General features: G+C 67.8%; 8 protein-coding genes and 4 tRNA genes. 7 read left to right on the forward strand and 5 right to left on the reverse strand.

Annotated elements, in window-relative coordinates; all coding sequences use genetic code 11:
* Positions 1 to 15 precede the first annotated feature (15 nt).
* On the forward strand, positions 16 to 3,918 hold the full coding sequence (locus KGQ91_RS11285) for an ATP-binding protein (RefSeq protein ID WP_224415074.1): 3,903 nt from the start codon (positions 16 to 18) through the stop codon (positions 3,916 to 3,918).
* 25 nt (positions 3,919 to 3,943) lie between these two features.
* Here KGQ91_RS11285 and KGQ91_RS11290 read toward each other — a convergent pair whose 3' ends face one another.
* Together KGQ91_RS11290 and KGQ91_RS11295 are read right to left on the reverse strand one after the other, a co-directional pair.
* The gene (locus tag KGQ91_RS11290; protein WP_224415073.1) at positions 3,944 to 4,678 is read right to left on the reverse strand and encodes a UDP-2,3-diacylglucosamine diphosphatase; all 735 of its coding nucleotides are present in this window, start codon (positions 4,676 to 4,678) and stop codon (positions 3,944 to 3,946) included.
* Between the two features lie 77 nt (positions 4,679 to 4,755).
* Complete coding sequence (locus KGQ91_RS11295; RefSeq protein ID WP_224415072.1) at positions 4,756 to 5,250, reverse strand: peptidylprolyl isomerase; 495 nt, start codon at positions 5,248 to 5,250, stop codon at positions 4,756 to 4,758.
* 144 nt (positions 5,251 to 5,394) lie between these two features.
* On the opposite strand from KGQ91_RS11295, the gene KGQ91_RS11300 reads away from it, so the two are divergent.
* Both KGQ91_RS11300 and cysS read left to right on the forward strand, forming a co-directional pair.
* Positions 5,395 to 7,074: a glutamine--tRNA ligase/YqeY domain fusion protein gene (locus KGQ91_RS11300; RefSeq protein ID WP_224415071.1), complete on the forward strand. Its 1,680-nt coding sequence runs from the start codon at positions 5,395 to 5,397 to the stop codon at positions 7,072 to 7,074.
* A 2-nt stretch (positions 7,075 to 7,076) separates the two neighbouring features.
* Entirely contained in the window at positions 7,077 to 8,456 is a 1,380-nt protein-coding gene (gene cysS, locus KGQ91_RS11305) for a cysteine--tRNA ligase (RefSeq protein WP_224415070.1), read from the forward strand.
* 104 nt (positions 8,457 to 8,560) lie between these two features.
* Here the strand turns inward: cysS and mtnN are convergent, their stop codons facing one another.
* From mtnN to folD, 3 genes are read right to left on the reverse strand one after another with little or no spacing between them, the layout of a single operon-like run.
* A complete protein-coding gene (gene mtnN / locus KGQ91_RS11310) occupies positions 8,561 to 9,286 on the reverse strand; it encodes a 5'-methylthioadenosine/S-adenosylhomocysteine nucleosidase (RefSeq protein WP_224415069.1) in 726 nt (241 codons plus the stop codon).
* 25 nt (positions 9,287 to 9,311) lie between these two features.
* A complete protein-coding gene (locus tag KGQ91_RS11315; RefSeq protein ID WP_224415068.1) occupies positions 9,312 to 9,779 on the reverse strand; it encodes an S-ribosylhomocysteine lyase in 468 nt (155 codons plus the stop codon).
* A gap of 56 nt (positions 9,780 to 9,835) precedes the next feature.
* On the reverse strand, positions 9,836 to 10,705 hold the full coding sequence (gene folD / locus KGQ91_RS11320) for a bifunctional methylenetetrahydrofolate dehydrogenase/methenyltetrahydrofolate cyclohydrolase FolD (protein ID WP_224415067.1): 870 nt from the start codon (positions 10,703 to 10,705) through the stop codon (positions 9,836 to 9,838).
* Between the two features lie 198 nt (positions 10,706 to 10,903).
* On the opposite strand from folD, the gene KGQ91_RS11325 reads away from it, so the two are divergent.
* The 4 genes from KGQ91_RS11325 (at position 10,904) to KGQ91_RS11340 (ending at position 11,371) form a co-directional block, all read left to right on the forward strand.
* Positions 10,904 to 10,980: transfer RNA gene (locus KGQ91_RS11325), tRNA-Pro, on the forward strand.
* A 75-nt stretch (positions 10,981 to 11,055) separates the two neighbouring features.
* Positions 11,056 to 11,132 (forward strand) — tRNA-Arg (locus KGQ91_RS11330).
* 58 nt (positions 11,133 to 11,190) lie between these two features.
* Positions 11,191 to 11,265 (forward strand) — tRNA-His (locus KGQ91_RS11335).
* A gap of 31 nt (positions 11,266 to 11,296) precedes the next feature.
* Positions 11,297 to 11,371, forward strand: a tRNA-His gene (locus KGQ91_RS11340).
* Positions 11,372 to 11,469 lie beyond the last annotated feature (98 nt).

Below are 11,469 nucleotides of genomic sequence, written 5' to 3' on the forward strand. Positions count from 1 at the left end.
CAGGAACTGATAACAATGGCACGGTCTTCTTCCGGCAACACGCAGTTGACGCTGTTCGGTCACTTCTCGCTCTCCCTGGGCGAGGATACGCTCACCCAGTTCAGTTACGACAAGGTCAAGGCGCTGCTGGTCTATCTGCTGCTGATGGAGCAGCCGGTCAACCGCGCGGCGCTGGCCGAACTGCTGTGGCCCGACCAGGGGCTGTCCTCCGGTCGGACCAATCTGCGCCATGCGCTGCATTGCCTGCGCCAGAGCCTGGGCGACGAGGCCGAACGCACCCTCGAGGTATCGCGTCAGACCATCGCTTTCGCGCTGCCTGGCAACTGGCGCTTCGATCTCAAGCAGCTCGAGACCCTGCTCGACCGGACGCCGGATGCGGCGGGGCTCGAGCAGGTGCTGGCCGTCTATCGTGGCGACCTCGTCGAGGACCTGCAACTCGCGCAATGTGCGGATTATCAACGCTGGCTGGTCCGCATGCGCGGCGAGTGGCGCCAGCGGGTGCTGAGCTATGCCGAGCAGGTGCTCGAAGGGCGGCAGGAGCTGCCCGATGCCCTGCTGCGCACGCTGGTCAGCCGCTTTTCCGGCTATGCGCCGTTTCACGAGCGGCTGATCCGGCAGCTGATCGAGCAGGGACAGTCCGCCGCGGCCCACGAAGAGTACAACGCCTATCTCCAGCTGCTGGCCCTGTCCGGCCAGCAGCCCGAGCCGAGCATCCTGCAGCTGGCCCGTTACTGGTCGGACGGGCGTGGCGACACCCCGCCACCGGTGACGCCCCAGGGGGCCTACTCGCGAACCCTGGCCCCGGACAGCCAGCCGTTGAGCGACGACGAGATCGAGCATCGCCAGCTCTCCGTGATGGCCATTCGGCTGCGCCTGCGGGGCGAGTGGGACGAGCGTGGCGAGGCCCGGGCCTGCCTGGCGCTGCAGATCGAGCTGCTGCGCTGGCTGGAGCGCCAGTGCCACCATCTCGGCGGGTTCTGGCTGCCGGGGGCCACGGGCGGGCTCGGCCTGGCCTGCTTCGGTACCCACGGGCCGGCACACCAGCTGGCGGAGCTGGTGGCGCTCTACGAACACTGCCGCCGCGCCCTGCCGGAGGAGGCGGCACGAGTCTGGAGCGGCCGTGGCGAGATGCCGCGCTTCGACCTGGCCGCCGGGCTGGACAGCGGCCGTGTGCTCTATCTGCCGGAGCGGCAGCTGGTCGACCCGCTGGGGCAGGTGACGCAGCGGTCGCTGGAGCTGATGAGCGCCGCCGAGGGCAGCGAGCTGGTGATCTCCCAGGAGGCCAGCCAGCACATGCCGCCGGCGCTGGACTTGCAGCCGCGCCTGTCGACGCGACTGCTGGCCAGCGACGGCAAGGTCCGGCTGCGTGCCCTGGTGCTGGGCGTCAACGAGGGCGGGCGCAGCGCGGTGCCGCCGAGCCTGATCGGACGCGAGAGTGCCCTGCGCAAGCTGCGCGATGCCCTGGCCCGAGCGGGGCTGGGGCTGCGCCAGAGCCTGCTGGTGCAGGGGGCCTCGGGGATGGGCAAGTCGGCGTTGATGGTGAGCTTTCGACAGCTGGTGCAGAGCGAGGATGTGGCACTGTGCTGGCAGTCGACCACGCGCATGTCGATGCAGGAGCCGTTCGGGCTGGCGCGGCTGATGCTGCGCTGGCGTTGTGGCGAGCGCCTCGACGAGGCGAGCCTGGCGGAACTGTTGAGCGAGCAGGGTGACGAGGCGCTGTGGCACGCGCCGGCTTCCTGGCAGTTGCTGCAGCAGGCCCTGGGCCTGGCCGAGGTCGATGACTCGCTGGCCACCGCCCAGAGCGGCGAGGCGGTCGAGCTGCTGGTCGGGGTGCTGCATCGCATGATCGAGCGGGCCGCGGTGCGCAAGCCGTTGGTGCTGCTGGTCGACGACCTGCAGTGGATCGACGAGCCTTCCCTCAAGCTGCTGGCCGGCCTGCAGGCACGGCTGCCGATCAACACGGCCTTTCTGCTGGTGGCCAGCCATCACGGCCGCGAGCCACTGCCGGTTCGCCTCCACTGGGACCAGCAGCTGCTGCTCGACAAGCTCGATGCCATGCAGTCGTCGCGGCTGCTGTCGCAGCTGGCACGGCGCTACCGCCTGCATCTCAGTCCGCGTCTGCGCGGCCAGCTGATCGAGCGCTGCGACGGGGTGCCGCTCTACCTTCAGGAGATCTGTCGGCGCCTCGACATGGACCGCCGCGAAGGGCGCAGCATCCAGGTCGACGAACTGCCGCGCGGCCTGCTCGGGCTGCTGGCCAGTCGCATCGACCAGCTCGACAGCGATCGCCACGTGACGCACGTGGCGGCGGTGCTCGGTCGCCAGTTCCGCCTGGACTTCCTGCGCGAATGCAGCCAGCTCGACCCCGAACGCCTGAAGCAGGCGCTCGGCCACATGCAGCGTCTCGAGATCATTGAGCGCTGCGATGCCCACAGCGAGTACGAGTATCAGTTCACCCACCCGCTGCTGCAGGAGGCCGCCTATCTTTCCTGCCCGCGGGACGTCCGCACGCGCATCCACCAGCAGGTGGTCGGCCTGATCGAGGAGCGTTTCCCGATGTGGATCAGCCGCCACCCGGGGGACTTCGCCACGCACCTGCGGCGCAGCGGTCACTATGCCCGTGGCGCACGCTACTTCGAACTCGCCGCGCGCGAGGCCCTCAAGGTCAGCGCCAATCGCACGGCGCTGCACATGGCCGACCTGGGGCTGGCCAGCCTGCGCCAGATCGAGGGGCAGGTGGAGCGGGAGATCAGCCTGCTCACCGTGCGCGGCCAGGCCGCCTTCGCGCTGGAGGGGCACGGGTCGCCCACGGCACACGAAAGCTTCGTCAAGGCGCGCGAGCTGCTCGAGGGCACCCGGTGCGCCGACGAGGAAACCGAACTGGAGCAGCGCTTCCTGGTCAAGTGGGGGCTCTGGGTGGGGTGCAGTCAGCGTTTCGCCCAGGCGGACGCCTTCTCGCTGGCCTCGGGGATGGCGGCGCTGGCCGAGCAGCTGCCCGACCCGCGCTATCGGCGCCTGGCGGCCTATGCCCGGGCACATTGCGAATACTGGGCGGGGCGCGTGCGCCAGGCGCTGGACCACCTCGAGGAGATCGATCCGCTTCATCAGCCGATGATGCTGGAGTGGCTGCCGTTCTCCGATCACCCGCAGGTGGCGGCGGCCTGCTATCAGGGCTGGGCGCTGTGCCTGCGTGGCGATTACCGCCGGGCCGAACAGCAGGTCGAGGCGGCGGTGCGTCTGGCCGAGACGCTCAGCCACCCCGGCTCACTGGCGCTGGCCCTGATGAGTGCGGCGGCGCTGTATCGGCAGCTGGGGCATGTGCATCTGGCCGGGGCGCGTGCCGAGCGCGCCTTCGAGCTGACCCGTACCCCCGACCTGCATCTCTGGCACATGACGGCGCAGTGCGCGCTGGGCTGGCATCGCGCCCTGACCGGGGATCGTGCGGGGCTTTCGATGATCGAGGCCGGGCTGGACGAGTTCACCGAACTGGTCGGGCGCGACCGGCATCAGCGCCCCATGCTGTGGTACATCGATGCCTGCATGGCGCTCGACGAGCTGACTCGCGCCGAGGATTACCTGGACCAGTGCCTGATGATGGCCCGCGAGCGCGGCTCGCTCTTCGTGCCGGAGCTCTGCGTGCATCTGGCCCGGGTTCATCATCGGCTGGGGCGTTCGCCCGAGGTGGTGCGTGTGCTGCTGGAGCAGGCGCTGGAGCAGGCGCGGGAGCACGAGAATCCGCATCACCAGCTCTATGCGCTGGGGCTCTGGCTCGAGGTTTTGGCGCCGGAGGACGAGCAGGCCGCGGAAGCGCTGCGCCAGTTGCTGGGCGAGGTGACGCAGACCGATGCCCCGGTGCTGCTGCGCTGGCGGACGCTGCTCGATCAGGCATTGTCCCGCTCGACGACCTGCGCGCCCTGACAGGGCCGGCCCGAGCGGGGGGGCCTCAGGGTCTGAGCGGAAAATCGCGCAGCCGAGGGGGCAGGCCCGGCTCGACACGCACCTCCCAGCCGCGGTTCGGCTGCCAGTCGCCGAGCACGATGCGGCGTGCCGCCTGGCCGTCGACCGTCAGCTCATGCACGGCGGGGCGGTGGGTATGGCCGTGGATCAGCGTGCGCACGTCATGCTCGGCCATCACGCGTTCCACCTCGCTCGGGGTGACATCCATGATGTCCTCGGCCTTGGTGGAGTTGGCTTCGCCGGACTGGCGGCGCAGGTCGCGGGCCAGGGCCAGACGCTGTTCGACCGGCAGCGCCAGGATCTGGGCCTGCCAGTGCGGGTCGCGGGCCTTGGCGCGAAAGGCCATGTAGGCCTCGTCGCGGGTGCAGAGACTGTCGCCGTGCATCAGCAATACGCGCTCGCCGCCCAGCTCGACGACGCTCGGGTCGCTCAGCAGGGTGGCACCGGTCGCCTCGGCGAAGCCGTCGCCCACCAGGAAGTCGCGATTGCCGTGCATGAAGAACAGGCTCGTGCCGGCATCGCTCAGCCGGCGCAGGGCATCGAGGATGCCTGTCTCGAACTCGCCGCGATGATCGTCGCCGATCCAGGCCTCGAAGATGTCGCCCAGCAGGTACAGGCTTTCGGCCTCCCGCGCCGGGCCCTCCAGGTAGCGCAGGAAGCCGTCGGCGATCTCGGGGGCGCCGGGGTGCAGGTGCAGGTCGGAAATCAGCAGCGTGGTCATGGCAAGGGGCGCATCGGTGGGTGAGTGAAACGACGACGCCCGCCGGCGAGGTGACCGACGGGCGTCGAGAGGGGGAGTCAGTCGCGGATCTCGGCGCGCTCGAGAATCACGTCCTCGGCCGGCACGTCGGCGTGCATGCCGCGGCGGGTGGTGGGCACGCCCTTGATCTTCTCGACCACGTCCATGCCGGCGACCACCTCGCCGAACACGCAGTAGCCCCAGCCCTGGGGGGTCTTGCCGCGATGATCGAGGAAGTCGTTGTCGGCGACGTTGATGAAGAACTGCGCGGTGGCGGAGTGCGGGTCCTGGGTGCGGGCCATGGCCACGGCGCCCTTGCGGTTCTTCAGGCCGTTGTCGGCCTCGTTGTCGATCGGCGCGCGGGTGGGCTTCTGTTCGAACCGGGTGTCGAAGCCGCCGCCCTGGACCATGAAGCCGTCGATCACGCGGTGGAAGAGGGTCTCGTCGTAGTGGCCGTCACGCACATACTGCTCGAAGTTGGCCGCCGTCTTTGGGGCGTTTTCGTGGTCGAGTTGCAGATGAATTTCGCCGTAGTTGGTATGCAGAACGATCATGGCATCCTTCCGGACTGTCTGGGTGGGGGCGCCTTGGCGTAGCGCGCGAGCGTCACGCTATAATAGCCGCTTTCCAGCGACAGGCGAAGCCGATAGGCTTGGCCGTCTGCGATACCCGATCATCAAGAGGTTCCCCGACGTCCCATGACCAACGAGAGCAGCAGCGCCCCGAACTTCATCCGCAACCAGATTCGCGAGGAGATCGAAGCGGGCAAGGTCGATACCGTGGTCACCCGGTTTCCGCCGGAGCCCAATGGCTTTCTGCACATCGGCCATGCCAAGTCGATCTGTCTGAACTTCGGGCTGGCCGAGCAGTTTGGCGGGGACTGTCACCTGCGTTTCGACGATACCAACCCGGCCAAGGAGGAGCAGGCCTACATCGATGCCATCAAGGCCGACGTGGAGTGGCTGGGTTTTCACTGGGCCGGCAAGGTACGCTTTGCCTCCGACTACTTCGACCAGCTGTATGCCTGGGCGCAGCACCTGGTGCGCGAGGGCAAGGCCTACGTCGATGACCTCTCGCCGGACGAGATCCGCGAGTATCGCGGCACGCTGACCGAGCCGGGGCGGCCGAGCCCGTACCGCGACCGTTCGCCGGAGGAGAACCTCGATCTGCTCGAGCGCATGCGCCGGGGCGAGTTCGCCGAGGGCGAGAAGGTGCTGCGCGCCAGGATCGACATGGCCTCGCCGAACATCAACCTGCGCGACCCGATCCTCTATCGGATCCGCCATGCGTCCCATCACCAGACCGGCGACAAGTGGAAGATCTATCCGTCCTACGACTTCACCCACGGCCAGTCCGATGCCATCGAGGGCGTCACCCACTCGGTCTGCACCCTGGAGTTCGAGGACCATCGGCCGCTCTACGAGTGGTTCCTGGACAACCTGCCGGTGCCGGCGCGGCCGCGCCAGATCGAGTTCGCGCGGCTCAACCTGAACTACACCGTGACCTCCAAGCGCAAGCTCAAGCTGCTGGTCGACGAGGGCGTGGTCGACGGCTGGGACGACCCGCGGATGCCGACCATCTCCGGCATGCGCCGGCGCGGCTACACACCGGCCTCGATCCGCAAGTTCTGCGAGATGATCGGCGTCACCCGCGCCGAGGGTGGCATGGTCGACATCGCCATGCTCTATCACGCGATTCGTTCGGACCTCGAGGACAACGCACCGCGGGCGATGTGCGTGCTCAAGCCGATCAAGGTGGTGCTGACCAACGTGCCCGAGGATCATGACGAGGTCTTCGAGGTGGCGGGCCACCCGGCGCGCGACGACATGGGCGTGCGTCGCCTGCCGTTCACTCGCGAGATCTGGATCGACGCCGACGACTTCATGGAGGAGCCGCCCAAGAAGTTCTTCCGCCTGGCGCCGGGCAAGGAGGTGCGCCTGCGCAACGCCTACGTGATCCGCTGCGACGAGGTGATCAAGAACGCGGCCGGCGAGATCGAGGAGCTGCGCTGTTCGGTGGACTTCGACACCCTCGGCAGGAATCCGGAAGGACGCAAGGTCAAGGGCGTGATCCACTGGGTCAGCGCGGCGCATGCCGTGCCGGTCGAGGTGCGCCTCTACGACAACCTGTTCCAGGTCGAGGCGCCCGATCGGGATCGGGACGTCGACTTCCTCGAGCACCTCAACCGCGATTCGCTGACGGTGGTGCAGGGCTGCGCCGAGCCGAGCCTGGCCGAGGTCGCGCCGGAGACCCGTTACCAGTTCGAGCGGGTGGGGTATTTCTGCGCGGATCGCCATGCCGCCGCCGAGGGGCGGCGCGTCTTCAACCGCATCGTCGGTCTCAAGGACACCTGGGCCAAGATCCAGAAGAAGGGCTGATCATGCAGATCTACAACACCCTGACGCGCACCAAGGAGACCTTCCTCCCGATCGAGCCGGGCAGGATCCGCATGTACGTCTGCGGGATCACCGTCTACGACTACTGCCACATCGGCCATGCCCGGGTCATGGTGGCGTTCGACGTGATCACCCGCTACCTGCGCTCGCGCGGCTTCGAGGTGACCTATGTCCGCAACATCACCGACATCGACGACAAGATCCTCCGGCGCGCCGAGGAAAACGGCGAGCCCATTGCCGCGCTGACCGAGCGGATGATCGCGGCGATGCACGAGGACGAGGCGCGGCTCGGCGTGCTGCGCCCGGACCTCGAGCCGCGTGCCACGGCGCACATCGACGACATCCAGGCGATGATCGCCACGCTGATCGACAAGGGCTACGCCTATCGGGCCGACAACGGCGATGTCTACTACCGGGTGCGGCGCTTCGCCGATTACGGCAGGCTCAACAACCGCGACCTGGACGAGATGCGCTCCGGGGCGCGGGTGGAAGTCGACACCCACAAGGAGGACCCGCTCGACTTCGTGCTGTGGAAGGCGGCCAAGCCGGGCGAGACGAGCTGGCCATCGCCGTGGGGCGAGGGGCGTCCGGGCTGGCACATCGAGTGCTCGGCGATGTCCACCTGCTGCCTGGGCGAGACGTTCGACATTCACGGCGGCGGTCCGGACCTGACGTTCCCGCACCACGAGAACGAGATCGCCCAGAGCGAGGCGGCCACGGGGCAGCGCTACGTGAACACCTGGATGCATGCCGGCGCGGTGCGGGTCGATCAGCAGAAGATGTCCAAGTCGCTGGGCAACTTCTTCACCATCCGCGATGTGCTGGCCGAGCATGACCCCGAGGTGGTGCGCTACCTGCTGGTGTCGAGCCACTATCGCAGCCCGATCAACTATGCCCCGGATGCGCTCGACGACGCGCGGCGCTCGCTGGAGCGCTTCTACAATGCGCTCGACGGCGTCGAGCCGGTGGCCGGCGAGGTCGATGCCGGTTACGCCGAGCGTTTCACCGCGGCGATGGACGACGACTTCAACACCCCCGAGGCGCTGTCGGTGCTCTTCGAGCTGGCCCGCGCACTCAATCGGGCCAAGGCCGAGGATGCCGGGCGCGCCGCGGCGCTGGCCTTCGAGCTCAAGCGCCTGGGCCAGGTGCTGGGTCTGCTCGAGCAGGCGCCGGCGGCGTTTCTCCAGGGCGGGCGCGCGCTGCCGCTGGCCGAGGCGGAGATCGAGGCGCGGATTGCCGCGCGGGCGGCCGCCAAGAAGGCCCGGGATTTTGCCGAGGCCGATCGCATCCGCGATGAACTGGCCGCGCTGGGTATCGTGCTCAAGGATTCCCGGGAAGGCACCTCCTGGGTACTGGAGCGCTGATTCGGCACGACGTTCGTCAGCATGGTGGAAACGAAAACGCCGCACCTCCTGGGTGCGGCGTTTTCATGGCCGGTTTTCAGCCCGCCGCTCGGCGGGGCGGGAGGTCAGGCTTCCTGAGGCGTCGCCTGCGGTGTGCCCAGCCGCGTCACCATGGCCTCGACCATCTCGGCGGAGTGGCGGGCCGCCTGGTCGATGAAGGCCGTGAAGGACAGGTTGGAGTCCTTGCCGGCGATGTCCGAGAGGGCGCGGATCACCACGAAGGGGCAGCCGTAGAGATGGCAGGTCTGGGCGATCGCGGCGGCTTCCATCTCGGCGGCGAGCATCGTCGGGAACCGCTCGCGAGTGCGCTGGACGGCATCGGGGCAGGCCATGAAGGCATCGCCGGTGGCGATCAGGCCCTCGTGGACGCGCAGGTGGCCGAGGCTCTCGATGCACTCGCGGGCCACGCACACCAGGCGGTCGTCGGGCAGGTAGGCGGCCGGCATCTGCGGCACCTGGCCGTGCTCGTAGCCGAAGACCACGGCATCCACGTCGTGGTGGCGCACCTCGGTCGAGATCACCACGTCGCCTACGTCCAGCCCGGTGCCGAAGCCGCCGGCGGAACCGGTGTTGATGATGGCCTCGGGGTGATACATGTCGAGCATGAGCGTCGTGCCGATGGCCGCGTTCACCTTGCCGATGCCGGACTGCAGGATGACCACCTCGACGCCGTTCAGGCGCCCGGTGTGGAAGGTCGAACCGACGTGGTGGCGGGTCCGGCGGTTCTCCAGGCGGGAGGCCAGCAGGGCGACCTCTTCCTCCATGGCACCGATGATGCCGATCTTGCGCATGGGGCGAATCGTCCTCCGTGTGGGCTCAGGCGAAGACCTGGTGCCATTCATCGCGCTTGGCGAGAAAATCCCGGGCCAGCGCCTGGGCGCCTTCCAGGCTGTGACTGGCGGCCCAGCCGCACTGCATCTCGGTGCAGGCCGGCACTTCCTCGGCGGCGAGGATGTCCTGCAGCGTCTTCTCGATCAGGGCCAGGACGCCGTCGTAGTCGTCGTGGTTGATCATCGCGATGTAGAAGCCGGTCTGGCAGCCCATGGGGCTGATGTCGACGACCTTGTCGCTGTGATTGCGCGACAGTTCCGCCATCAGGTGTTCCAGCGAGTGCAGGGCGGGCATCTCCATGTGCCCCTTGTTGGGCTGGCAGATGCGCATGTCGTACTTGTGGATGCTGTCGCCGTTCTCGCCGGTCTTGATGCCGGCCAGGCGCACGTAGGGGGCCTTGACCCGGGTATGGTCGAGGTTGAAGCTCTCGACGTTCATCGGCGTCTCGCTCATTCAGGTCTCCTGATGTGTTGCTGAATGGTGCGTTGTTGGGCGCGCATTATATCGGCTCAGCCGTTGCCGTGCATGGCGTCATGCAGTTCGGCGGCGAACAGGGTGTTCTCGAGCAGCGAGGCGACCGTCATCGGGCCCACGCCGCCGGGCACCGGGGTGATGTAGCTGGCGCGCTCGGCGGCGGGCGCGTATTCGACGTCGCCGACCAGGCTGCCGTCCGGCTGGCGATTGATGCCCACGTCGATGACGATGGCCCCCGGCTTCACCCACTCGCCCTTGACCAGGCCCGGCACGCCGACCGCGACCACCAGCAGGTCGGCGCGGCGCACGTGGGCCTCCAGGTCGCGGGTGAAGCGATGGCAGACGGTGGTGGTGCAGCCGGCGAGCATCAGTTCCAAGGCCATCGGCCGGCCCACGATGTTGGAGGCGCCGACGATGGTGGCGTCGAGGCCGCGTACCGGGATGCCCGATTCCTGGAGCAGGGTCATGACCCCCTTGGGCGTGCACGGGCGCAGCACGGGAAGACGCTGGGCCAGGCGGCCGAGGTTGTACGGGTGAAAGCCGTCGACGTCCTTGTCCGGGCGGATGCGCTCGAGAATCGGGCGGGCATCCAGATGCCCCGGCAGCGGCAGCTGGACGAGGATGCCGTCCACCGCCGGGTCGTCGTTGAGGCGGTCGACCAGCGCCTCGAGCTCGGCCTGCGAGGTCTCCGCGGGCAGCGAATGGCGGAAGGAGAGCAGTCCGGCCTGTTCGCAGGCGCGATGCTTGTTGCGGACATAGACCTCGGATGCCGGATCGTGGCCGACCAATACCACGGCAAGCCCGGGCACGCGGGCGCCCTCGCTGCGGCGAGCCTCCACCTGGCGGGCGACCTGTTGTCGGACATGCGCGGCGATGGCCTTGCCATCGATCAATTGGGCGGTCATCGAAAGTTCCTTTGCTTCGCGGCAATCAGTGATGCAGGAAAAAAGAAGTGACGTCGATTTTCGCATGCAATACCCCGCAGTCAAAGCGCCGGGGGGCAGGTGGTGATGCTAAGGGCTTGACTCGCGGAGGATGTTGCGTAGAATATGCAGCGCTTGACGAGGCCCGGAGGCAAGCGTCAAGGCCGTATGTCTCGCCGGCGGGGTATAGCGCAGTCTGGTAGCGCGCCTGCTTTGGGAGCAGGATGTCGGGGGTTCAAATCCCTCTACCCCGACCATCCGCAGGCTGCGACGTCTCGGATGGGTTGCGTTGCTCGTCGCGGCTGTGGCAGTGGCTGGGCCGTAACAGTTCGGCGCCCATAGCTCAACCGGATAGAGCAACGGCCTTCTAAGCCGTGGGTTGCAGGTTCAAGTCCTGCTGGGCGCGCCATGCTGCAGTCCGGCGGCAGGCTCTCGGGCAGGGCGTCAAGCGAGTCGACACAACAGTGGTGGATGTAGCTCAGTGGTAGAGCCCCGGATTGTGGCTCCGGTGGTCGTGGGTTCGATCCCCATCATCCACCCCACGTCGACGTCGGCAATGCAGTTCATGAAATGGTGGATGTAGCTCAGTGGTAGAGCCCCGGATTGTGGCTCCGGTGGTCGTGGGTTCGATCCCCATCATCCACCCCATTTCATTCCTTCCCGATCCTGCAGTCTCGCTCGTTCCTCGCATGTTCTCCGTTTCCCCGGCGGTTTCTCTCCGGCTCCGGTCGCGATTCGTCGTCAGG

It is taken from the genome of Modicisalibacter tunisiensis (genome assembly GCF_020148005.1).
In the GTDB taxonomy this organism is placed as follows: domain Bacteria; phylum Pseudomonadota; class Gammaproteobacteria; order Pseudomonadales; family Halomonadaceae; genus Modicisalibacter; species Modicisalibacter tunisiensis.